The 24,401-nt window shown below is 31.7% G+C and carries 18 protein-coding genes; 10 read left to right on the plus strand and 8 right to left on the minus strand.

Going from position 1 to position 24,401, the window contains the following annotated elements:
- Positions 1-58: 58 nt before the first annotated feature.
- On the minus strand, positions 59-2,788 hold the full coding sequence (locus tag B6K90_RS13845; RefSeq protein ID WP_088013365.1) for a bifunctional glycosyltransferase/CDP-glycerol:glycerophosphate glycerophosphotransferase: 2,730 nt from the start codon (positions 2,786-2,788) through the stop codon (positions 59-61).
- 557 nt (positions 2,789-3,345) lie between these two features.
- Between B6K90_RS13845 and B6K90_RS13850 the strand changes: the two genes are divergently transcribed.
- Entirely contained in the window at positions 3,346-4,206 is an 861-nt protein-coding gene (locus B6K90_RS13850) for a DNA-3-methyladenine glycosylase family protein (protein WP_088013367.1), read from the plus strand.
- Between the two features lie 13 nt (positions 4,207-4,219).
- Positions 4,220-5,605 carry a 23S rRNA (uracil(1939)-C(5))-methyltransferase RlmD gene (gene rlmD, locus B6K90_RS13855; protein ID WP_088013368.1) on the plus strand — a complete coding sequence of 462 codons (1,386 nt, stop codon included), beginning with the start codon at positions 4,220-4,222 and terminating at the stop codon, positions 5,603-5,605.
- A 107-nt stretch (positions 5,606-5,712) separates the two neighbouring features.
- Here rlmD and B6K90_RS13860 read toward each other — a convergent pair whose 3' ends face one another.
- The 4 genes from B6K90_RS13860 to B6K90_RS23740 all read right to left on the minus strand — a co-directional run bounded on the left by B6K90_RS13860 (position 5,713) and on the right by B6K90_RS23740 (position 7,489).
- Complete coding sequence (locus B6K90_RS13860; protein WP_088013369.1) at positions 5,713-6,189, minus strand: hypothetical protein; 477 nt, start codon at positions 6,187-6,189, stop codon at positions 5,713-5,715.
- Positions 6,190-6,480: 291 nt separating this feature from the next.
- Entirely contained in the window at positions 6,481-6,819 is a 339-nt protein-coding gene (locus tag B6K90_RS13865) for a hypothetical protein (protein ID WP_088013370.1), read from the minus strand.
- Positions 6,801-7,130 carry a recombinase family protein gene (locus B6K90_RS13870; RefSeq protein ID WP_088013371.1) on the minus strand — a complete coding sequence of 110 codons (330 nt, stop codon included), beginning with the start codon at positions 7,128-7,130 and terminating at the stop codon, positions 6,801-6,803. The genes B6K90_RS13865 and B6K90_RS13870 overlap by 19 nt, the downstream gene beginning before the upstream one ends.
- Before the next feature lie 200 nt (positions 7,131-7,330).
- Positions 7,331-7,489 carry a hypothetical protein gene (locus tag B6K90_RS23740; RefSeq protein WP_167555366.1) on the minus strand — a complete coding sequence of 53 codons (159 nt, stop codon included), beginning with the start codon at positions 7,487-7,489 and terminating at the stop codon, positions 7,331-7,333.
- A gap of 663 nt (positions 7,490-8,152) precedes the next feature.
- Here B6K90_RS23740 and B6K90_RS13875 point away from each other — a divergent pair.
- The 8 genes from B6K90_RS13875 (at position 8,153) to B6K90_RS13915 (ending at position 16,105) form a co-directional block, all read left to right on the plus strand.
- Positions 8,153-8,344: a sublancin family glycopeptide gene (locus tag B6K90_RS13875; RefSeq protein WP_328588103.1), complete on the plus strand. Its 192-nt coding sequence runs from the start codon at positions 8,153-8,155 to the stop codon at positions 8,342-8,344.
- A 192-nt stretch (positions 8,345-8,536) separates the two neighbouring features.
- Complete coding sequence (locus B6K90_RS13880) at positions 8,537-10,657, plus strand: peptidase domain-containing ABC transporter (RefSeq protein WP_088013372.1); 2,121 nt, start codon at positions 8,537-8,539, stop codon at positions 10,655-10,657.
- On the plus strand, positions 10,654-11,061 hold the full coding sequence (locus tag B6K90_RS13885; protein ID WP_088013373.1) for a thioredoxin family protein: 408 nt from the start codon (positions 10,654-10,656) through the stop codon (positions 11,059-11,061). The genes B6K90_RS13880 and B6K90_RS13885 overlap by 4 nt, the downstream gene beginning before the upstream one ends.
- 23 nt (positions 11,062-11,084) lie before the next feature.
- On the plus strand, positions 11,085-12,359 hold the full coding sequence (locus B6K90_RS13890; protein WP_088013374.1) for a SunS family peptide S-glycosyltransferase: 1,275 nt from the start codon (positions 11,085-11,087) through the stop codon (positions 12,357-12,359).
- Between the two features lie 12 nt (positions 12,360-12,371).
- Positions 12,372-12,800 (plus strand): disulfide bond formation protein B, encoded by a 429-nt coding sequence (locus tag B6K90_RS13895; RefSeq protein ID WP_088013375.1) that lies wholly within the window; start codon positions 12,372-12,374, stop codon positions 12,798-12,800.
- Between the two features lie 76 nt (positions 12,801-12,876).
- A complete protein-coding gene (locus B6K90_RS13900; RefSeq protein WP_088013376.1) occupies positions 12,877-13,134 on the plus strand; it encodes a SunI/YnzG family protein in 258 nt (85 codons plus the stop codon).
- A 1,104-nt stretch (positions 13,135-14,238) separates the two neighbouring features.
- Positions 14,239-14,793, plus strand: a complete 555-nt coding sequence (locus tag B6K90_RS13910; RefSeq protein WP_088013378.1) for a hypothetical protein — start codon at positions 14,239-14,241, stop codon at positions 14,791-14,793.
- A gap of 469 nt (positions 14,794-15,262) precedes the next feature.
- Complete coding sequence (locus B6K90_RS13915) at positions 15,263-16,105, plus strand: amidohydrolase family protein (RefSeq protein ID WP_088013379.1); 843 nt, start codon at positions 15,263-15,265, stop codon at positions 16,103-16,105.
- 57 nt (positions 16,106-16,162) lie between these two features.
- Here the strand turns inward: B6K90_RS13915 and B6K90_RS13920 are convergent, their stop codons facing one another.
- From B6K90_RS13920 to B6K90_RS13935, 3 genes are all read right to left on the minus strand, one after another.
- Positions 16,163-20,587 (minus strand): pullulanase X25 domain-containing protein, encoded by a 4,425-nt coding sequence (locus B6K90_RS13920; protein ID WP_088013380.1) that lies wholly within the window; start codon positions 20,585-20,587, stop codon positions 16,163-16,165.
- Between the two features lie 672 nt (positions 20,588-21,259).
- Positions 21,260-22,774, minus strand: coding sequence for a CoA-acylating methylmalonate-semialdehyde dehydrogenase (locus B6K90_RS13930; RefSeq protein WP_088013382.1), 1,515 nt, complete (start codon positions 22,772-22,774; stop codon positions 21,260-21,262).
- Positions 22,775-22,855: 81 nt separating this feature from the next.
- Entirely contained in the window at positions 22,856-24,211 is a 1,356-nt protein-coding gene (locus tag B6K90_RS13935; protein WP_088013383.1) for an aspartate aminotransferase family protein, read from the minus strand.
- Positions 24,212-24,401: the final 190 nt, after the last annotated feature.

Consider the following 24,401-nt stretch of genomic DNA (forward strand, 5'->3'; position numbering starts at 1 on the left):
CTACTTTAATCATTAGCTTTTTTGTGCATCTACGTCGCCTAAAAGGCTAGTCAGTTCTTTAACGGTTTGCGATTGCTTCGTAGTTTAATTTAGCATGTTGCTTAGGTGTTTTAATTACAAATGGATTTTCGACTGTATTTTCTAAGAATTGTTTATCTTTATTAGCGAATTTTTTTATTCCGTTAATAACTTCCTCTTCTTCAGATACAACCTCTCCAAAAAGTAAGTCTTGTGTAATTGGTCCTTGATTGTAATGCTCATAGTAAAATCGCTTATAGTCAAATTGATAGAAAATAACTGGTTTTTCCATATATGAAAAATCAAATGAAACTGTCGAGTAATCAGTAATTAATAAATCTGATCTTTTTAATAGAGATTGAACGGTCTCTTCACCTTGACGAATCACTTTTATCCTTTTATGGAAATTTGGTACATCCTTCATATAAATTTGAGTCTGGTAGTGCGGATAAAAGATGATATTTAAATCATTTTTTTCTAGTATTTGATGTAATTCGGGATTACTAAGTAATGAAAAATAACGGTTAAAGTATTCAGAGTTCATTAATTGCTGAGTACTTTTATTCCAGTTTCTCCATGTTGGCATGATTAAAATGGTTTTCCCATTTCCTGTATTTTCAAGCGCATCCCATCTAGCCAATCCAGTAACGGCGACTTCATTTTCAGCATAACCGAATTCGTTAACAATATGATCTTTTTCAAAATCAGATGAAACGATAAACAATGAATAGCCCATTCGATTTTTATTCAGTACATGATTTACTCGACTTACTCCAATAACGCCATGTTGAATAAGGATTTTTTGATTTTGCTGCCATTCAGGATGGCATTTTAAAACTTGTAAGTACTCATGGGTGTACATGTTTGCACGCTCTGAATAGGCATTAATCGTTTTATCACATGTTAATAAATAAAGTGTGTGCTTTAAACTTCCATATTGGACAATGTTTCCGAATTCCTTTATATATTCGTAATCCTTTGCCTTTTTATCAATCAAATAATAACAGTTATCTCTTATTTTATTTTTCTGAATGTACTTGAATAAATGGTATGAATTATCTTGTGCCGTATCTTTTCGTTCTCCAATTAACCAAATATGCTTATTTCGATAATATCTTTGGGTTAAACGGTATAAGTAAAAAATAAGGAATGACTTCCATTCTCTTCTAAGTACAAGTAACCCAAATTCATAAACGATATCACGGAATGATTTTTGGATTTTTGTTTTTAATTTTCCGAGTAAGCCTGTTTTTTTGATTCGAATGTGTAAATTTTTCTTTGGAAAATAAGGTACGATACTATGTGTTTTAGTTGTTGCTGGTTTTGAGTTTGCCTTAGTTGAAAAATAGAAAATATGAAGTGGTTTTTTTAATGAAATATCTCCAACTTTTACTGAAATAAACACTTCATAATCGCCATCTGGTAATATTTTACTTAGCTCAATTGTAGTTGTTTTATAGCCACCATCATTATAATTGATACTATTTTTTGAGAAAAGATAAGACAAATCAGATCGTTCAAGAGTTTCGAGTGTAACTGTAATTAATTGACCATTTGATTTATTTTTAAACTGTAATTCCTTAATAGAATTTAAATTATTAATTTCCTCGATAAATGCGAAGCCACCAACTTGCAAGCGGTCACCTCGTAACGAAAGGATTTCAATTTTTTGATGTAAATTAAATTCCTTTATTTCTAGGTATTCTTTATATTTTGGAAAATACTTTGCAAAATAATGATAATATTTTCCCTCTATCATCACTGCGCCTTTTTGTAAGGTACGATCTGATAATAAACTCATCAATAAATGAAATTCTTCTGGATTTTGATTTAGAAAAATTGTATAAAATACTTTACTAATTTTAGAAGTATTATTTTCCATTAGATTTTTAGACAAGTTTTTAGCAAAATCCGATGAGATCCTTAAAAGGTCATTGTACTGTTCAGAAGGGAAATAGTATGCCTTAGTCAGTAAAGACGTTAAATAATAATCCCATAATTTTTTCTCAACATGCGAGTAATGAGAGGTGATATCTTTCAGATTATAATAGTTTATTAATTCTGTTTGAGTAACGAGAAGGTTATCAAAAAATTCTAAAGTACTAGTTTGTTTAATGACATCACTATTTGTTAAATCTCTCACTTTTATGACGATATCTGAAGTTACGTAAACTTTATTTGAACAAATAAAAGATTGTTGAGTAAATAATAAATCTTGTTGTTCTGTTAAAAGCTCATTGAATTGCAATTGATTGTCGATTATTAAACTTCTTTTAATCATCATATTTTTAATAGAAGGATTTAACAGAAGTTCTGGATGTTTATGAAACTCACGTAATGTTGGTAAATCTTTTTTTATGATAGATTTTAATTCATGGTGCTCCCATTTTCTTGTACCATTGAATAATTGGATATTTCCTAAAGCAATATCAGTTTGATCTTTTTTGGCACTATTATATAAAAGTTCATAGGCTGAAGGATTTACAATATCATCTGCATCGATAATTGCTACAAACTCTCCAGTAGCTTCATGTAAACCTATGTTACGTGCTTTGTTTTTTGCCATTAGCTCTAATGATATAGAGCGAAAATTTTTATGTGAATTTGAATATTCCTCAATTATTTCTTTACTATTATCAGATGAACCGTTGTCAATAATAATCATTTCAATATCAGTTAATGATTGACTTTGTAAACTGTTTAAGCAATCTTTTAAGACATCTTCATGATTATGGGCAACAACGACTACACTAACTTTGGCTTTTTCCATAATAGTCTTACCTCACTAGTCTCTACTTTCAATTAAATAGTTTATCATAAATTATAACCTAATGCGTCTTCGAAAGAACATAATTTACGAATGGTAAGTAGGTATTGTACTTGTATTGTTTCCAATTATTTATAGAGTTATTTTAAGAAAGAAGAGAGTAGAGGTAGAGCTGAATAATAGTTTTTTAAGAGAGAAGCCTCAAAAAAAGATTCAAATAATTTTAATTCAACTATTGACTTTGATAATGATAATCGTTATCATTTAAGTATAGCAAATATCAACACCGCTGTAGCGATATTTGATAAGTTTTGAAACCTGATTGGACTTGAAAGTTTCCCCATTCCCTTAAAATTTAAAGAGCAAAGAAAGCTTGACTAGTCCCCAAGCTTTTTTTGTATTTTCAAACTGTTGACAAGCGCTTGCAATTATTGTGAAAATTTTGGATTTTGTACTGACTAGAGATCTTTCTCTAGTTTTTTTGCATTTCACACAAATTTTCTTAAGCGGTACTTGTTATGCTATAATACACTTCAGAGTAATTAAGGAGGAACGGGTGAATGTGGAAGGAAGAGGTTGCTTTAGAAACACCATATCAATGGGAAGAAGTTTTAAAGAGATTAGAGCATGAGCCAACATTTACAGTACATTCTGCTGAAAAGCGGTTAAGCATTCCGCTTTATATTGATGGGGATCAAGCAGTTGTGAAGGTTAAGAAAATAAATGATGCTCCCGTACGGTTTGAAGTCATTAGTGAACATGGAAATAAAGAGAAAATACTCGAAGAAATTGCTACTATTTTGCAATGGCAAACAGAATTTGAAGAGTTACATCATCATTTAAGACAAACTACAATATCTCCTCTAATCGACCTTTTTGGACATACACCAATTACCGTTTCGAATGATCCTTTTGCTTGTTTAATTACATGTATTATTCATCAACAAATACAGCGTACATTTGCAATCCAAGTAACAAAACGATTTGTTCGAATGTATGGTGAAAGAATTGGTAATTCGTGGTTTTTTCCATCACCTGAAATAATTGCTAATTTAACGATAGATGAGTTAAGAGATTTGCAGCTTAGTACTAGAAAAGCTGAATATATGATTGGAATTGCTAAAGCTTGGAGTGAAGGAGTTTTAAGTCATCAAGATTATCGGACATTATCTTCGGAGGACATTTCAAAGGAGTTAATCAAGCTTAAAGGAGTCGGTCCTTGGACAGTTGAAAACTTCTTATTATTTGGTCTTGGTAGAAAAGATATTTTCCCGGTTGGTGATGTTGGCATTCAAATCGCACTTCAAAAGCTTTTAAATTTAGATGAAAAGCCTTCGAAAGAAATAATGAATTATGTAAAGGAGCAGGTTTCTCCGTTTGGAAGCTACGCGGCCCTTTATCTTTGGAAGAGCATAGAATAATGGAGTTGTCTATATGAGTAATCAGTTAACAAATAAATTAGAAGTAGGACAATCTTTTCCTATAACAATTAAACGTATTGGGATTAATGGTGAGGGTGTCGGTTACTTCAAAAGACAAGTAGTCTTTATTAAAGGAGCATTACCTGGTGAGGAAGTAGTCGCAGAGGTAACGAATGTTCGCAACGGTTTTGCTGAAGGGAAAATTCAACGTATTCGAAAAGCATCGCCAGATCGTGTAGAGCCGACTTGTAAAATCTACGAAAAATGTGGTGGCTGCCAAATTCAGCATGCAACCTATGAAGGACAACTTCGATATAAACGCGACATTGTCATCCAAGCAATGGAAAAGTATGCGAAAGATTTACTAGAAAAAACACCAATTAAAGAAACGATTGGTATGGAAAATCCTTGGAATTATCGCAACAAAAGTCAGCTTCAAGCTGGGCTAGAAAAAAATAAAATAATTGCTGGATTATATACACAAAACTCTCACAATGTTGTCGATATTGGCCATTGCCCAATTCAACATGAGGATTTAAATAAAATTACAGGTAAAGTGAAGAAAATTTTAACTCGTTTAAATATCCCTGTTTATAATGAACGAAAAAATAAAGGGGTAATCCGAACAATCGTAGCACGAGTTGGTTTACGTACAGGTCAAATCCAATTAGTACTTGTAACTGGAACGAAAGATTTTCCTCAGAAAAATGAATTAATCAGTGAAATTAAAAAGCGAATTCCTGAAGTTACAAGCTTAATGCAAAACATTAATAATCAAATGACTTCAGTGATCTTTGGTCGTGAAACTGTTTATTTAGCAGGTGAAGAAGTAATTGAAGAAAAGCTTGGAGACTTATCATTCGAACTTTCGGCAAGAGCGTTTTTCCAATTAAATCCTGAACAAACAGTTAAGCTATATGATGAAGTCAAAAAAGCAGCTGCACTTACTGGAACAGAAAAAGTAGTAGATGCTTATTGTGGAGTAGGGACTATCGGACTATGGCTAGCAAAAGACGCAAAAGAAGTTCGAGGCATGGACGTAACGAAAGAAGCAATCATAGATGCGAAAACAAATGCTCTAAGCCATGGATTTACAAATACGCACTACGAAGCAGGTAAAGCTGAACAAGTATTACCAAAATGGTTAAATGAAGGCTGGAAACCAGATGTAATCATAACTGATCCACCGAGAACTGGTTGTGATGAGGAGTTTCTAAATACGGTATTAAAAATTAAACCGAAGAAATTAGTTTATGTTTCTTGTAATCCTTCTACTTTAGCTAGGGATTTAAATGTATTGAGTAAGAGTTATGATGTGAAGTATTTACAGCCTGTTGATATGTTTCCGCATACTGCTCACGTGGAGTGTATCTCGCAACTCATTTTAAAAACTAAGTAATAAATACTTTAAAAGGCAGCGTCCCTTTCATGGTACGTTGCCTTTACACATTTTTTAATGCATTTGCAAAATTGTAGTGTATATCAATACTACCATCAATTCGATATTCAATTTTCTTTACAAAAATATGGAGTATATTTGCTGTAAGCTCTTTTAGTGCACTCGTTTAATTTGTCTTTAAGGTTGTGTAGATGATCTTCGTGTGCAATTTCTTCTATCTGAGAGGTAATATTTAGTATTTCATTTTTATGTTTATTAACTTTTAGTTTAAACATTTCTCTTAGTTCTTCAAGCTCTTCTTTTGAAATTTCCTTCTCTAGAAATAAATCATAGTACTGAATCTTTTTTGTAAATTTTCGAATAGTAGTTTCAAGAGTAGAAATTTCTTTTGCTAATAGCTTCCTTTTGTTATCAATTTGCTTCCGAAGTACATCATCTAGTTGATTTTTATTAAGCTCGTCAAATAGATTAGATAAATCATTTAATATCGTTTCACATAAAGTTTTCTCTTTTATTGCTTTACTATTTTTACAAAATATATTTCCATACTTTATGCTTCCACCACATTCCTTAATTACATTCAACGTAGCAGTAGAAGTCCTTGTTCATGTTGATAACATCTTTTGTACAGAAAGAAACAAGAATAGAATTGTTGAGAAATTTTTTTTAGTTTAAGTGTCTTTTGGCACACTCCACATATAACGGGTACAGAAGTAGGCTGAATAGCATCAAGCTTTTGTAATGTCTTAAATAATTATCAAAATAAGGAGTTATTCTTTTTGGGATTTGATTATATTTATTTAAGGCTATATATGGATCAACATGATTAAGCTTAACTTTTTTATTTATTAGGTCATGAGCCGCGTAAAAAGGATCTAGAATAATAGAAAGAAATTTTTTAGGGTTAAGTTTAAATTGTTTATATGCTGTTTCACAAGTTCCAAAAATTCTTCCTCGCTATTTACGAGTTGAAGTTTTTCAAATAAAAGTAATATCGTTTCTTTTTTATCCGGATTGTAAATATGACATTTTTTATCCTCACTTCTAACAAATCCATATTTTTGTGCAGGATAAGCTCTTCTGACTTCACTTGATTTTCTTGCTATATTTTTCCCATCCTCTTCCGCAAAAACAAAAAGTATGCCCCCTAAAAGCGCACGATTAGTAGATTGAATATGTTCAGAAGATGTATAAATTATTTTAACTTTATGCATAAGTCAAAAAACAACATAGAATCTAGGAATTTACGAAATAATCTTGTTCGATCAAAAGCATAAACAGTATCCACTTTATCGGCTTGTATTAATCTAATTACTTCTTTCATTTTCTCTCTTTCGTGATAGCGTAATTTATTAGCTGAAACACCTTTTTCCTCAATAATTAGAATTAAATGATCAGGAATTAATGAACGGTAAATTTCATCAGCTAAAATTTGCGATTTTATATCCTGTTGATTTGTACTAACACGTCGCATGAATACATGGTATTTTCCACTAAAGTAAATATTTTCTTGAATATCAATCATTCCTGGTTCCTTACATCGTTTGATAAAGTCGTGCTTTTTGGGTTGGTGAAAGTTTTAATTCATCCATCAAGACTTTTTGGATTAATAAAAACACCCATTGTTGTAAGGGTTTCAAAACTTTTTTCAACTGGCTGTAGAATAATTCGTTTTTTAGCCATCTAACCACATTCACCACCAAGCATCGACAATTTAAAGTGGGTTTAATTTTGATGATTAGATAAAATTTCAAGTTCTATTTCTAAAAAACTTAATTGTTCATATTTCTGTACAGTTACAGAACGTTTATTAGAGATGATAGTAGTTGATGTCCCTGGAAAAATTTTTTTGATTTGTTCCAATGAAAGACTAGCATTCTTCATTATTTTTCACCTTCATTTTTTTGTATTCTAGAAAACTAGTAACCATAAAATTAGATATTAAGTCTTGTTCTACAGCTATTCTCAATTTTTCTTCAATCGAACTGGCATTTGATAAATAGTACATGGATTAGCAGATATAAAAATTGCAAAAAAGATAAAAAATTTTGTAATCAACTGCATATCAACCTATTAGGACGTTTTTTCTGTTGTAATTGTCATTTTTATTTGATTTAGGAGGTTAGGAGAAAATGTAATGCTAAGAAAAGGTAAAATGTTCTTCGTAAAGTAGCATAAGTGTTTTGGAAACTTCATTAAGAAAGGTATCTATTGTCTAGTATGTTTGTTTGTGAGGAATTTTAAAGGCGTATTGAAAGGAAAATAAGTTAAATGCAATTAATTTTATATAAAACTTAATAGGTATTCAATCAATTTCTAAAGAAAGTGGACCCCATAATTGATTCACATTTTTTTCAACAATAATGCAACTGGTTTACTTTTTTTTCCATTTTTTCCATTTTTTTCTATATTTTTTCAAAATATTATGGTAGTATATATTTACATTTAAAATAGAATATTATTAACACATTGACTAGTCTGAGAATTCGAATTGTGTGAAAAATTTTAAATGTATATTTTAATAACTTATATATGGGGGAATAGACAATGGAGAACAAACTAGAAATGGAAAACTTAGTTCAAGAATTATGTTTTGAGGAACTAGAAAATTACGTAGGAAATGGAGCACTTACTAAAGCACAATGTACAGCTATCTGGCTATCTTGTGCAGGTGGAGGAGCTTACGGTTGTGGCGGTGGAGCAACTTCTTGTGAAATTTATAGAAGTTACTGCTATTAATAAAAAATTTAACTATTAATTATATAAATTCAATTAAAAAGTGTACATATGAAAAGCTTCTTATATTTAATATGTTTAAGAGCTAAGCTTTTAAATGAAGTTATATAATTCCAAAAGAAATTTCATTATATATTGATGAAATTTCTTTTTTGATTTTAAATAAAAAATTTATAAATTAAAGGAAAATGTAATATGTATAAGAATAACTTCATACATACAAAACAACTTGATAAACATGACTGTGGACTTGCGTGTATTTCTTCAATTCTAAAGTTTCATGGTCTTTATTATGGAATAGATTATTTAAGAGATCTTACTTTCGATAAGAAGGGATATAGTTTAAAAGACTTAATTTCCGTTTTTAATAAATTTGATAATTTTACATGCAAGGCACTGAAAATTAATAAAGAGAGACTAGTAGATTTTTTAGAACAATTTAAAACGCCCTTTATTGCTTTAACAAAAAATGATAATGAAGGACATTATATTGTTGTATACCAAAAAGAGAAAGATTATCTAATTATAAGTGATCCAGAAGAGGGAAAGATTTCTAAGATGCCGATTAAAGAGTTTAACAATATCTTTTCGGGAATAATATTAAGTGTTGAGATTACTAAAGAAGTTTCTAATACAACAAATAAAATACATAATAAAAAAACATTTTTTCAGAGAATAATAAAAGAAAATGTATTTTCTTTTATTATAGTATTTCTTTTATCCTTACTACTTGTGGGATTAACAGTTGGATTGTCCATGTTTATGAAATTTGTCGTAGATCTTATTATTCCAATGCACTTAGATTCATATCTACCTTATTTGGGGGCAATATTCGTAGCTAGTAGTCTACTTCGTGTATCGTTAGATTATATAAGAAATCTATTTATATTAAAAATGTCTAACAAAATAGATAAGAATATATCTGAAAAATATTTTAAAAAAATAACTAGAATGCCAATTAACTTTTTCTTAAATAGGGATGATGGAGAGATTATTTCAAGGTTTAATGATAGTGCGTATATTAGAAATATTCTTAGCGTAAATATTGTATCTGCAGTATTAGATATCACTATAATATTAGCAATTAGCGTTATCCTTTTTAAGGTAAATAGCATTTTATTCTTTACATCCTTATTACCTTTACTTCTATTACTGTGTCTAACAGTTCTTTTTTATGAAGTCCTTGAAAATAAAAATAAAGATTTAATGGTAAGTAGAGCTAAAACTACATCTTTTTTAGTTCAATTTATCAAAAACATGCCAACTATATACTCGCTCAATAAGAAAAGATATTTTTCAGATTCATTTGAGAAAATATTTAATGTACAGCTAGATTCAACAATGAAAGAATTAAAAGCGGTAAATAATAATAATACGTTAAAATATTTGATTCAAAGCTCAGCTTCTATAATTATATTATGGATTGGATCCCAACAAGTCTTAAATGATGCACTTACACTAGGAAGCTTATTATTTATTAATTCGCTCATTCTATTTTTAATGAATTCTTTAGATAGATTAATAAGTGTACAATCAGAACTACAAAAAGCATTCGTTGCGACAGATAGATTTTTAGATATTTTAAATTATCCGATAAAAAAAGAAGAACAAATAAAAAAAATGCATCCTATTTCTGAAATACAATTTCGCAATTTTTCCTTTAGCTTTGATAGTTTTAATAAAATTATCGAAGATGTAAATTTCTCAATTCTCAAAAATGAAAAAATTGTATTAGTTGGTGAAAGTGGGGTAGGAAAAAGTACCCTTGCAAAAACTTTGGTCAAATTTTATGAGGTCGAAAAATCAAAGATATGTATAAATAATATAGATATTAATGATATAAATGCTGAAGAACTAAGAAAAGAAATTATTTATTTAGACGAGAATCCATTCCTTTTTAAAAGTAGTATTATAGAAAACTTATGTATGGGAGAAAACTTCGACAAAAAAGATATCATAAAAGCCTGTGAAATTGCAGGAATTTATAATTTTATAAATACTTTACCAAAAGGATTTGAATTTTACTTAAGTGAGCATGCTGCAAATTTATCTACAGGACAAAGACAAAGATTATCACTAGCAAGAGCTATTCTTCATAATCCGAGTGTTTTAATCTTAGATGAATCACTTAGTAATGTAGATTCAGAAACCTTTAAAAAAATATACAATAATTTATCTGAATTAGAATGTTCTATTCTATTTATTACTCATAATCCTGAAATTATTAATCATTATGATAAAAAGTTTATTTTTAAAGATAAAGTCATAAAAGAAAACTTTGATAATTTAAATACTACAAAGGTGGTAAGTGTATGAAAAAATGGTTATTTATTATTAGTTTACTAATTGCTTCTATTTGTATAGTAGGTATTATTTCACAATCGAGTAGTTTAGATAAGCCCCTTTACAAAAATATAAGCTTAAAACAATATGAAGATAAAATTAAATCGAATTCCGAATTTGTTATTTATATTCATAAGACAAGTTGTCCAGGATGTGCACAGATGAAACCAATCGTAAACAAAATAATAAAAGAAGATCATATTAAGCTCATTGCAATGAATGTAGAAGAAGATAAAAATTTTGATATATCTTTCTTAAAAGATCAAAATCTTACTAAAACACCTACCTTCTTACATTATAAAAATGGAAAAGAATTAGCACGATTAGAAGGAGTACAATCAGAAAAAGTTTTAAAAAAATTTTTGAAATATGATTAAATTTTTCGTAGGAGGAACACTTTTTGGGGGACTTAAAGAATCTTTTTAAAAATTTAAATTTGAACTTTCCTGGTTCTTCACTTTTAAAAGACATACATCTTATAAGAGAAATTAATACAATTAATTATATAGAAGTGGATTATACAGGAAGTCTAGAGGAAATGGTGGAGAGATATGAAAATCTAAAATCTCCTTCTATTACTTGTGGAATATTAACCTTTAATGAGGAAAGATGCATAAAAAGATGTTTAGAAAGTGTTATTGATGAGTTTGATAAGATCATTATTATTGATTCATTATCAACAGATAATACCATAGATATCATAAAGCACTACTTTCCAAGTGTGGAGATCCTTTCTGAAAATTGGATAAATGATTTTTCTTTTCATAGAAATAAAGTTATTGAGCATGCTTCTTCTGATTGGATATATTTTATTGATGCAGATAATATTTATGATATAAAAAATCAGGGAAAAGCTAAAAGAATAGCAAAATTAATCGATTTTTTAAAAATTAAATGTGTTGTTAGCCCTATGATTATTGAACATAATGGTCATATATATACAGAAACTAGAAGATTATTCCCTTTAAAAAATAAAATTCTATTTAAAGGGAAGGTACATGAAGAACCAGTTTTTATTGATAATACTATACCTAATCATATGAGTGTAGATATTTATGTTCATCATGATGGATATAGTCCTAAAGTAGTTAATCAAATAGAGAAGAACCAAAGAAATATTGCATTAACTAGAGAAATGATAAATATAGAACCTAAAAATCCTAAATGGTTATTTTTTTACGCAAGAGAATTAGAACAAGCTAATGACGATAGTACTTTAATTAAAAATGTACTATTTAATGCATTGGATTTATATAATTCTAGTTCAGATAAACGATATTATCTAGACACTATGTTGCTCCTGTGTAAAATACTTTTCCTAACTAGGGACTTTAAAGAGTTAAGTGAAATATTAAAATCATTAGAACAAACTTTTCCAAATTGTTTAGATATAGCTTACTATAAAGCAACCCTATTTTTTATAGACATACAACTAAAAGTAAAAAAACTAATAAACTACTTACAAATAAGTTTAGATAACTCTGAAGAAATAAAATATAGTCTTATAAATTCAACTAATGATCATATTAAATATTCAATATTAAAATTACACTGTTTTTTAGGAGAATGGGAACAGTCAATAAGTATCTATAAAAATTTAGAATCCGAAGAAATTAAAAAAGAGTATTTAGACTATGTAAATGACTTAAAAGAAAAACTAAACGAGGTTTTATAAGGAGATATTACTATGAGAAAGCTTACATCAAAAGAATTTTTAATAATTTCTCTTTTAATCTCACTATCAGCGACCCTAGGAAGTTTATATTATAGTGAAATTGTTAAATTAGTTCCTTGTGATTTATGTTGGTATCAAAGAATTTTAATGTATCCCATTCCATTAATTACTATCATTTCTATGATAATAAAAGACACTAATGTTAAATATTACATTAGAATTTTAACTTTCCTTGGAATTTTAACAGCATCCTATCAATATATTATTCAAAATCTACATCAAAAGAGTGCTTTTTGTAATATTACTAGTGACTGTACGACTATCCAAGTTCAATATTTTGGTTTTATAACACTACCTTTTATGAGTATCTTAGCTTTTTCATTAATATTTATTTGCTCTTTCTTCATAAAAAGGGATAAAATGGAAAAAAAGTGGATTTGAAAATTCTTTATATTTAACTATAAGAATCTATATAAAAATTATATAAATAAAAAACATGGAAAGAGGATTTCAAAATATGTTTACATTAGGAATTGACGTAAAAAAAACAGAAAAAGAATTGATTATTAAATGGCAGCTGACAAAAATCAATATTCCATTAGAGGAAATTATTGGAATTTCAGAGGATAGTACTTATGGTGGAGAAGATAACAATGCAATTCGAATAGGGTCACCATATGGTACAACTAATCGAATTTTAATTAAAACAACAAAACAAAATTACATATTATTTACTAACAATAACTTTAAAGTTTTAAATGAAATAAAATCATGAAAAATGAAAACATGTATAGAATAGAGAAGTCATAATAACAAAACAAAATATAAATAATTTCTAATTTTATTGATTTAAACTATACAATAGATATTTTATACACCTAGTTAACATAAAGATTTTTTTCAAAGGTTCTTCGATTGAAAATCCTTTTTTAAATCAAATTGAATATTGTTAATGAGACCAATTGTATTAGAAAAAAGAATAAAGGACCAGAAAAATAATTAGAAGATGAGCCAAGTGGTGAGGCAAAAATATTTATTTTAGACTTTTTATTAACAAATAAAAAACATTTCATTGAATGGAATTTCACAAAGGAAAATTATTATAAAAATTATTACTTTTTTACCAAAGACAGAACAGTGTTTAATCCCGATATTATGGATCAAATAAATATCCCTCCCTCGGTAGCTAGATATATATATTCTAATCGCATTTTGGCGAAAATAATTGAACGTATATAATGTATAGTGTTAATTTATATAAATATGGATGTAACTCACTGGCATCTCAAGTGTTTCCACATGCACTCTACACATGTCTATATAATCCTGTAACACCTTTTATAAAAACTTGATACAATATTGGAGCATTTTGAAGTTTACAAATGAACGTTTTGAAGAATTTGAAAAAGAAAATAAAGTAATAAAAAAATGTTAACTGATAGTAATACAATTTTAATGCAAGCTGTGACGGATGATAGATTTAATTTATTTTTTGAAAGATAGAAAAACAAATTAAAAACAAACCAAAAAAGAAATCTATACGATTAGTCACCTGTTTATTTTTGTAGCTTAGAAAACAAGATTCTAATATAAGTGATCCACCTAAAATGCACATAAAAATTATTTTTAAATCAATATTTTGAGGTTTAATAATAAAAAGACTACCTATCATTACTGCTATAAAAAAAGGTTTTATTTTTTTTGTCAAATAAGTCATCACAAACACCTTCTAAATCTATAGATTAATTGTTATATTATACCATAAAATAGTTTGATAAATATTGTGACAAAAGTACATAAAAACGTCATTTATGGAACATTTTTCCTCCAAATATTTTGTTAACATTAAAAGTGAATAGTTAAATGTTAGGAGGAAATCATGACAAAATTAAGAATAACCGTACTCTCTGGAGCAATTTTGACATCAACAATTGCTCCAAACTTTGTAAATGCAGAAGAAACTCAGCTAGTACAGGAAGAAGCAAGCAACATAACTGATGATACGATTTTCGTCGATGAATCAGATAAACTTGAACAACTTGAAGCTGAAGCATTAGCTACACCTGAAACTCCTGAGAAATCAGCTCGTATGGTAGTAAATGATGGATATCAAGATTATACTTATGCAAAAACTGTTTATGGTACTACAAGTGCACGTGACGGATTCGTAGCAGCAGTTGCAACTACTCTGATTAATGGATTACCAGGAGGTTATTATATAAATAAAGCAAAAGCTGTTTGGAATGGTATATTAGTTTTCCTTGGATTTGGTAACTATACCCCTAAATATCTAAAAGCGGTAATTTATGTGAAGAATGACGCTTATTTCAACAGGAGTAAAATAATTTATTATTCATACTCAGACAGCAAACGTACTAAATTAATTAGTAAAACTACTAGATACCACTCAATTCAATTAAAAGACTATAGATAACCTAACTAAAAAAAGGCTTATAAAGAAATGTATAAGCCTTTTTCTTTTTTAAGCTATTGGGTTGAGCTAGTCCCATAAAATACGAAACTTATTTTAGTAGCTGTGTTTCACTCGGCTACTAACGGTTCAGCTATTTTTTTGTATCACAGTACATAATGACTGGAAAATACTATGTATCTCCAATTCTTAATCCCACATTGAATAGCTGAAAAATCCCTCTGAGAGAGCTTCTGCTTCTAAATAAATTCGTAAAAAAGAAAGAGCAATTCTTTTGCTGTTAAAGGTGTATTGAAGCTGTTCAGAAGTCTTTAATTAAATAAAGTTTTTTTCAAAGCATATATATGATACTAGTAAAAATAGGTTAAAAGTGAATCATTTAAAAGTTGATAAACCAATACATTGAAAATAATAGAGTAGAAGAGGGGAGATTTATATAATTATTGATTGCCATTTTCATGTGGATGAATCCATGCTGACTTTAGAAAAAATGATAGAGGGGATGGATAAAAATAATGTAGCAAAAACTGCTCTTATCCCCCCAATGAGTGAAACAATGTTTGAATCAGATAGTACCATTCAGTATCATATACAACGATTATTCCGTTTTCTAATACTTAATACACCTCAAATTGGTCACAAGCTTTATGATAGTCTTGTAAAAGATGGTTATTTGAAACTTTATGGAAATTCATATAAGATTTTTAACAAGCCGAACAATGATATCGTGGCTACTGCAATTGCAAGATTTCCAGACCGATTTCTAGGTTGGGCAGCAGTGAACCCTATGATTCCTAATTTTATGGAAGAAATAGAATTCTATCTTAAAAACCCTAGTTTTATTGGGGTAAAAGCTCATCCATTCATGCATGGTTATAGTATTAAAGCTCTTGAACCAGTTGCTGCTTTATGTGAATCAAAAGGTGTACCTATGATTATTCATCTATCTTCTGAGAGTGATTCCTATAAATATCTACCTGAAAATTTTCCTAAACTTAAATTAATTTATGCTCACGCTGGTCTACCATTTTGGAGAAAACTATGGAAATACGTTAAGGAACAACCAAATGTATATGTTGATACATCAAGTGATTATCTAAATCCGTCAATTGTAAAACAAGCGGTAGAGGTATTAGGTTTCCGTAAAGTTCTATTTGGCTGTGACGGACCATATGGAATGAAGACTTTTAATGAATATGACTATTCGGACAAGAAAAGCTGGATTGAATCCCTTCTAATTCCTGATAACGAAAAGGAATACATACTCGGAAAAAACTTTTTAGGATTAATTCAATTAGGAAATTATCTTTATTAAATGAAGGCAACAATAATCAAAAATAGGTCTACCAAAATCGGTAGACCTTGTTTCTAATTAGTTGGACTCACTAATCGTTTTATTAATAACATCTATCACATAGTTTTTTGTGTTTTTGTTGATTGAACCGCCATCACCTTTAAAAATCGTGGTTTTGGTTGTATCAGTTGGTTCAATGTGTACTGGTACTAGTGTCTGACCGTCTTTTAGATTAAAAGATTGGGTAAAATTCATCTCATTATCAACAGTTACTTTTTCCCCGTTGATGGTAAGGTTAGCTCCTTTAATAGAATTCCCTTTGAGAGTTAAAGTTGAACCATTTACATCAATTTGGCTTACTACAAGCGGCTTATCAATCCAGCGTAAAATTGTATCTTGGACAGTCATTTTGTTGCCACCTTGGTTTGAAACAACTATTTTCATATCAGTTCCAGTCGCACCGTAACCATAGTAACTGATATCATCGTCTGATCGATCAGATGGTGTATGGTCTGCTAATCCTTCATGATCCCAAGTGTTGTCTCTCGTATATTTATAGGTAATTTCAGTTCCTTCTTCAAGCTCAACTGTATATTCCCAATCCGGTGTAACTGCGCCATTTCGGCTCATTGACCATGCACCTGTATTCCAACCATTTAAGCTGTTAGGTATATTCATTTGTGCTGACAATGGAGTGTCATCTGGTGCATGCACCTTAAAGGTGACTTGTACCATGACAATATCTGGTGTGACAGTTACAGTATTTGAATCCACGTAGTTCCCTGCCTGATCAAAGACGCGGATTTGGTAATTATATGTTGTACCGTTTGTGACCTGATAATCACGGAAGGTAGTAGTGTCCCCGTTTACTGAAGTAAGTATATGACCGTCACGATAAATGACAGTTTTATATGGCTGATCTGGCTGCGTAAGTTTCCAGTTCAAGTTAACCTGACCAGATTCTTGAATTGGTGTTTCCACATTGACCTTACTAGCAGGGGGAGTAGTATCTAAAGTGCTACGTGTATAATTCACTTCTTTTGTTTCAGAGTATACCCATGTATTTCCTAAATCAGGTGTAAAGGCCATTCGGTATTCATATTGGCCAGCCTCTAATGGTGTGAAGCTACCTTGAAACTCATTAGCTTGATTTTCCTGAGTCTGACCATTATATAGAGCTTGGTATGACTCCCAAGCAGTCTGGCCTTTCATTCTTACTTGAAGCTCGGCCTTAATTCCTTCAGCTGGTCCTGTTTCTGTTGCACCTTGCAAGTAAAAAGTTGCTTTAACATTAGAATCAAGCGCTAAATTCAGCTCCTGGTTGGCTAAAGCTGTCATATTGGACACGCTAGCTTTGCTAACATCGTAATGAGGCACGAGACCAACTGAAACAGCAGGTTCAGATTCGTTCCCATTAGAATCTACAGCAGTTACAGAAAAATAGTAGTTGCGCCCATTATTTAAATCTGAAATGGTTACATTAGTGTCTTTAGTTTCTTTTACTTTTGTCCATAATCCGCCAGCAACAGTTGTTTGATAAACATTGAATTTTGTGCCAGTTCCTGTCCAGCTTAACGTAATTTGTTTAGAGCCTACAGTACCGATTACATTTTTAACTGACTGTGGATTTTTCACGTCATTACTAGAAAGTAACATTCTTCCTGATTCAGCAGGTATGGTCAATGTTAACTTGCCATCCTTCACAGTAGCAGCGTATTTTTTATCTAATTGGTCTTCTAGACGGATTCCGTTTGCAATCAGCTTTTTTGTGTCAACATCAACAGTTCGTTCAGTTTTCCCTCTATTAATGATGATAAGAGCTGATTTTGTACCTTTAGTACGAACGTAAGCTAATACATCGTCTTTAGCATAAATATGGTGAAGATCTCCATGACTAAATAAATCGGAATTTTTACTACGAATTTGACCAATATTTTGATAATGTTTAATCAAATCTTGGTTTTCTTTTCCCCATGGATACGTGCGGCGATCATCTGGATCTTTTGATCCCGTTTGACCTGCTTCATCTCCATAATAAATGGTTGGTGCACCTGGATAACCCATTTGAAGGATAGAGGCTAGCTTTAATCGTTTCACACCTTCATTGTAATTATAGTTCGGATCTTGTTCAGCTCTGTTATAAGTATCTGTTCCATTGCCTAGTAGGAATATAGCTCGTGCTGTATCATGAGATCCCATTAGATTCATAAGAGCATAAAAAGCTTCCTTTGGATAATCCTCTTGGACAGCAAGGAGTGAATTTTGTGCATTTTCTGCATTACCATTTTTTAAATAATCCAATATGGCACCTCGGAAACGATAATTCATTACGGAGTCATATTGATCTCCTAAGAAGTATTTGGAAGCATCATCCCAAATTTCTCCTAGAATAAGTGGTTTTTCATCTTTTTGAAGAGTTTGTCCTGAACCTGTCATCTTCTTGGATTTAATTTCTTTTCGAAATTCCTGCCAAAATGAGCTGTCTACTTCATTCGCTACATCTAAACGCCATCCAGAAGAACCTCGATCAATCCATGATTTGCTTACAGAGTCCTTATCATACATTATATAGTTAGCTAATGCAGTGTTGTTAAGTTCACTAGGGTGATCAACTTTTGAACCTTCTTTTGATTCAAATACTGGGAGACTGTCATAGCCCCACCAACCTTCATACTTATAATGTTCTCCGGTTGAAACACCGTTAACTTTTTCGTTTGGAACTTTAACATTTTCAATATGGAACCAGTTTTCAAAACCGTACGGGCTAAAGGACTGGCCTTCGGATAGAAGTTGCTTTTTCGCATTCTCTTTGGCAGTAGCCTCGGACAATTTTTCATCATTCATCAAATTATAAACACGAGACCAATATTCATAAGCGCCAACTGTTTTATATTTGTTATAGCGGTCAAAATAGATTGAATCGTCAGAGACGTGGTTAAAAACACCGTCTAAAATTAAATGCATGTTACGCTTCGCTAATTCTTTTGTGAAATCCTTAAATTCTTTTTCTGAGCCAAACATCGGGTCCACTTCTTTGTAATCTGTTGCATCATATTTATGATTAGATGGTGCAAGAGTAATCGGATTTAAATAGAGTGTGTTGACTCCCAGTGATTGAAGATAATCAAGCTTGGCTTTGATTCCAGAAATGTCTCCTCCGTAAAAATCGTTACTAAACTCGCCGTCTCCAGTATACGAACCACTTCCTTTTTCATTCGGATTGTCTGGTAAGCTTGACCAAGAAGTAGGATGTTCGATTTGTTGATTACCACGAGCTCCAATTTTATCCTTTACATTGTCATTTGACTTGTTGCCGTTATAAAAGCGATCAGGAAAGATTTGATAGACTACAGCTTCTTTCATCCAATCTGGAGTTTGATACTGCGGGTCATATACTGTCAGTTGAAAAAGACTTGCATTTTTATCTACAGTTTTTCCAGTATGACCTTCTTGTGTGTCTTCACCATATTCTGCGGTTGTATCTTGATCTCTGACAATGAACTTATACCCATAAATACCTTTGTCTGCTAGAGTTAACATAGCTTCCCAGTACTCAAGATCACCTTTACCATTTGTATTTGACCATCCTACATTTTTCATAGATAAGACTTTTGTTGTACCTGAATTATAGTTTTTTACATAGAGGCTCGCGCCTGTTAAGTCACCTTTCTTAGCCGAAATCCTGAAAGTGACAGGCGTCTTAGCAGCAACAGCCCCAAATGGCTTTCGGTATACTACGTCCCATGAATCATGATAGAGGGCGTTCTGATCAATCCAGCCGTCAGAGCCTGTTGGCTTATAGTCTGTATATACTTCTTTAGTTTGATTATTATAGAAAAATGTAATAGTAGTTTCAGAGAGTACATTTAACTTCAGATTGGAAGTAGGGTAGGACTCGGTCCAATCTTTTCCCAGTACAATCTTATATTCGTATGTACCACTTGGCACTTTTGTAGTGAACGAATAGATATTTTTGAAATTATCATCCTTTAAAAATGCTGTAGAGTCCGCTGGGCTCCAAGCTGCCCCTGCATTAATTGCAGGTTGAATTGTTCCAACAATGCGAGGTTGTCTTTCTTCTACTAAAGAGGTGTAGTGCGTGCTGTCTGTAATTGAATGAGTGTTATCATTATAGTAGAAGGTAACATCTTTTTGTTCAGACAGTATTAGTTTAATGTTGTTGCCACCAGGATTTCCGTCTTCACCGTAATTTTCTGACCAGTTTCCACCAATAGCGATTTTGTACTCATATTCACCAGCCGGTAAAGTACCATTAAATGTATAAAGACCATTACCTTTATAAACCATTTCTGTTTGGTGTGAAGATGGGTCCCAATCGCCTGAATTTCCTAACAATTTTTGAAAGCTTCCAACAAGTACAACTTGCCTAGCCATCGTTTCTGCTGCTTTTACAGTTCCATTTGTAAAAAATCCCGGAACCATCTGGAGAACTAATCCTAATACAGTGACGAGCGATAATATTGATTTCTGTTTTCTCCTCATGAAAAAACCCCTTTCTTCTCTCTAAATTAAGAAAACGTTTGTACAAAAGTTGCATCAAAAATATGTATGTAGGTATTGCTTAGTTTTGCAAACGTTTGCACAAATTGTTTTCAAACTAATTATAACTTTTTATTAACACAAATCAATGGAAAATGGCTAAATAATACAAATTTTCTGAATAAAATATACCTAATGACAATTCAAGATAGGGTTCATATGAATTTAAATAAACTGGCTGATAAAGGGATAATAGCAGTAAATGAAACGGTAGAAGATTTGTGGAATAGTAAATTTGTAAGTCAACTAATAGAAATAGATGATATTAGAGAAGTAGTAGAGTAGGGGAGCTTTTTCCTATTCTGTATTTGAAAAAGCAAAAGATGTAGGAATTGAGATCGCGAAGGAATACATATAAAGGAGATAGTTGGAGTGAAGTAGAGAAGAGAAATTGTTTGCACACGGTATGGCTGTATAAGCAAAAGATGTAGCAAAAATTTATTGGGATAAATCTACGAATGTGTAGAGCAAAATACGCTCACAGATGCTAATTTTACTATTTGAGATTAAAAAATAATAGAGGAGAGTAATGAAAGAGATTCATAGCTCAAATACAAAAAGATGCGCTCCCAATTAACAATCTGGGACCGCGTCTTTTTGTGTCTATTAAAATGATTACTTATTACTAGGAAACGCAAACGATAAGCTACTATTTTCACTAGGAGTCAACCAACGCTCCGAAATCGTCTTCGTCTTTGTATAGAAGCGCGCTTGGTCAGGACCAAACATTTGCCCGTCGCCAAATTTTGAGCCTTTAAAGCCGGCAAAGTTATGGTAACCCACAGGAATTGGTATTGGTACATTTACGCCGACCATACCAACGTCAATTTCAGTCGTAAATTTCCTAGCGGCTAAACCATTGTTTGTAAAAATCGTTACGCCATTTCCTAATTCATGCTGGTTGATTAATTTAATTGCTTCTTCTAAAGAATCCACACGTACAATATTACGAACAGGGCCGAAAACTTCTTCATCATAAATTTCCATGCCTGGTTTAACATGATCCAGTAAAGTTGGAGCTAGGAAGAAGCCTTTGTTATTTTTAGTAATGTCTTTATTACGGCCATCACAGACGATTTTCGCACCTTCTTGTTCACTGCGATCAATTGCTTTTAGGATAGTCTCTTTCGCTTGTTGCGATATAACTGGTCCATAATCGGCACTTTGAGTGTAAGCTCCAACTTTTAACCTATTAATCTTTTCTTCTAAAATTTCTACTAAACGATCAGCTGTTTCTTGTCCTACAGGCATTAATGTTGAAATTGCCATACATCGTTGGGAGGCGGCTCCATAGCCTGCACTAATGAAGGCGTTCGCTACTTGTTCTAAGTCGGCATCTGGCATGACTACCATATTATTTTTACCACCACCTAAAGCAACAACTCGTTTGCCATACTTAGCGCTTGTTTCATAAATATAACGTGCAACAGGTGTGGAACCAACGAATGAAATTGCCTGTACTGCTGGGTTTTCAAGCAATTCATTTACTGCTTCTTTATCTCCATTGATTACTGTCCAAATTCCATCTGGGAGACCAGCTTTTGTCCATAACTCACTAATATATAAAGCTGTCATAGGTACACGCTCAGAAGCTTTTAAAATTACAGCATTCCCAACTGCTACTGCCATGCATGTTTGTGCAAGTGGCACCATAATTGGAAAGTTGAACGGGGAGATTGCTGCTACTATGCCCAGTGGATACTTAGCAGAATAAGCATTAATTTGTCCACCTACATTTACTGAATACTCGCCTTTCATTAAATGAGGAGCATTAATAGCTAAATCTACTGATTCTATCCCTCGAGTAATTTCACCCATTGCATCTTCTTCTGTTTTTCCGCTTTCTGTACAAATTAATTCGATTACTTTATCTTTATTTTCCATTAGCAAGTTTCGGAATACCATTACAATTTCTGCACGTTTAGCAACACAGAGGTCACGCCAAGCAGGAAAGGCTGCTTCTGCTTTTTTAATTGCATATTTCACTTCTTCTACCGAAGCTAATGGAACTTTGGCAATAACTTCGCCTGTTGCAGGATTGAATACATCTTGGAAACGACCGCTTTTACCAGCAAGTATTTTTCCATCTATATAATGTGTAAGTTCTTTTACCTCAGTAATATTTGTCATCTTCTAGTTCTCCTTTCAAAGTTCAGCTATCATTTCTATAAATCACGTTAGAGTGCGTTTTATCTTCCATTACTTTTGATTTTATAAAGTTTCATTTATTGCTTGCGTTAAGCCAGAAAGAATGAAATCTTTTTCCTCAGTTGTAATATTTAACGGAGGAGATAGTGTTAATACATTGTTATAGCCTGCTACTGTTACACCGTTTTTACCAATAATTAGTCCTCGTTCTTTGCATTTAGCAATTACTTGATTGACTTTCTCGATATTTAAAGGGTTTTTCGTATATTGATCTTCTACTAACTCGATTCCGATTAGTAACCCTTTTCCTCGAATATCACCAACGTGAGGGTGGTGTGAAATGTTCTCTTTTAATTCATCAAGTAGAATCGCACCCATTTTTGAAGACTGTTCAAATAAGTTTTCACGTTCCATAATTTCTAGGTTTTTTAGGGCAACTGCGCATGCAACTGGTGAACCCCCGAATGTGTTTACATGGCGGAAATAGTCATAGTTTCCGTTTTTAGTAAACTCTTCATAAATTTCTCTCTTTACTGCTGTTGCTGAAAGTGGCATGTATGCACTCGTAAGTCCTTTTGCCATTGTAATGATGTCAGGTTGCACTCCGTAATGTTGATGACCGAAGGCTTTTCCTGTGCGTCCAAAGCCGCAAATTACTTCATCAACAATTAATAGGGCACCATGTTTATCGCAAACTTCTCTGATACCTTTTAAGTAATCTTCAGGAGGCATAATGACTCCACCACCAGTAATAATTGGCTCTAAAATCATCGCCGCAATTGTTTCTGAGTGTTCCCATGTCATGATTTCGTCTACCGCTTTAACGGAAGGTAATTCGCTAGCATTCTTAAAGCCATCCTCATTGTAGCGATACTGATCCGGTGCTTTCACATGAATAAACCCTGGTGCTAAAGGTTCGTATTTATATTTGCGCTCGGCTTGCCCTGTTGCAGCGAGTGCTCCCATCGTGTTCCCATGATATGCGCGGTAGCGTGAAACAAACTTATATCGATTTCCTTGTCCTTTTTGCTGAAAATACTGACGGGCAATTTTAAATGCTGTTTCATTTGCCTCCGAGCCGCTATTAGAAAAGAAGACTACATAATCTCCGCCTAGTAATTCATTGATTTTTTCGGCAAGTAAAATTGCAGAAGGATGACTAAGAGATAATGGTGTATAGTTGTTCTCTAGAAGCTGGGCATATGCTGCTTTTGCAATTTCTTCTCTTCCATAACCAACATTTACACACCATAATCCAGACATTGCATCTAAATAACGATTACCATCAATATCTGTTAGCCAAGCTCCTTTAGCTTTTTGAATAATAGTTGTAGCTTGCGGGTTATATGGCTTCATTGCATGCCATAGATATTTCTCATCTTTTGAAATCAAATTTTCAGCTATACGAACATTTTCCATTTGAGCCACTCCTTTAGTAATTTGTTTATCTGTCTTTATTGTGAAGTTTTTTAACGCAATTATCATCAGACAGAATGTAAAATGTTTACTAAAAACCGTTTCACATATTGACACTTTGTTAAGTAAAAAATCCCCTTTATTTCATTCAGGCAAACAAAATTGACTTGAGTGAAATAAAGGGGATTTATAA

This window comes from Gottfriedia acidiceleris, assembly GCF_002128425.1.
Classification (GTDB): Bacteria; Bacillota; Bacilli; order Bacillales; family Bacillaceae_G; genus Gottfriedia; species Gottfriedia acidiceleris.

Bases quoted from the DNA above. Each gene is read 5' to 3' on its own strand.
- B6K90_RS13880 (WP_088013372.1), top strand. From the start codon at position 8,537: ATGTATAAGAATAACTTCATACATACAAAACAACTTGATAAACATGAC.
- rlmD (WP_088013368.1), top strand. From the start codon at position 4,220: ATGAGTAATCAGTTAACAAATAAATTAGAAGTAGGACAATCTTTTCCT.
- B6K90_RS13885 (WP_088013373.1), top strand. From the start codon at position 10,654: ATGAAAAAATGGTTATTTATTATTAGTTTACTAATTGCTTCTATTTGT.
- B6K90_RS13915 (WP_088013379.1), top strand. From the start codon at position 15,263: ATGCTGACTTTAGAAAAAATGATAGAGGGGATGGATAAAAATAATGTA.
- B6K90_RS13920 (WP_088013380.1), bottom strand. From the start codon at position 20,587: ATGAGGAGAAAACAGAAATCAATATTATCGCTCGTCACTGTATTAGGA.
- B6K90_RS13845 (WP_088013365.1), bottom strand. From the start codon at position 2,788: ATGGAAAAAGCCAAAGTTAGTGTAGTCGTTGTTGCCCATAATCATGAA.
- B6K90_RS13900 (WP_088013376.1), top strand. From the start codon at position 12,877: ATGTTTACATTAGGAATTGACGTAAAAAAAACAGAAAAAGAATTGATT.
- B6K90_RS13850 (WP_088013367.1), top strand. From the start codon at position 3,346: ATGTGGAAGGAAGAGGTTGCTTTAGAAACACCATATCAATGGGAAGAA.
- B6K90_RS13935 (WP_088013383.1), bottom strand. From the start codon at position 24,211: ATGGAAAATGTTCGTATAGCTGAAAATTTGATTTCAAAAGATGAGAAA.
- B6K90_RS13865 (WP_088013370.1), bottom strand. From the start codon at position 6,819: ATGCATAAAGTTAAAATAATTTATACATCTTCTGAACATATTCAATCT.
- B6K90_RS13930 (WP_088013382.1), bottom strand. From the start codon at position 22,774: ATGACAAATATTACTGAGGTAAAAGAACTTACACATTATATAGATGGA.
- B6K90_RS13870 (WP_088013371.1), bottom strand. From the start codon at position 7,130: ATGATTGATATTCAAGAAAATATTTACTTTAGTGGAAAATACCATGTA.
- B6K90_RS13895 (WP_088013375.1), top strand. From the start codon at position 12,372: ATGAGAAAGCTTACATCAAAAGAATTTTTAATAATTTCTCTTTTAATC.
- B6K90_RS13875 (WP_328588103.1), top strand. From the start codon at position 8,153: ATGGAGAACAAACTAGAAATGGAAAACTTAGTTCAAGAATTATGTTTT.
- B6K90_RS13910 (WP_088013378.1), top strand. From the start codon at position 14,239: ATGACAAAATTAAGAATAACCGTACTCTCTGGAGCAATTTTGACATCA.
- B6K90_RS23740 (WP_167555366.1), bottom strand. From the start codon at position 7,489: ATGAAGAATGCTAGTCTTTCATTGGAACAAATCAAAAAAATTTTTCCA.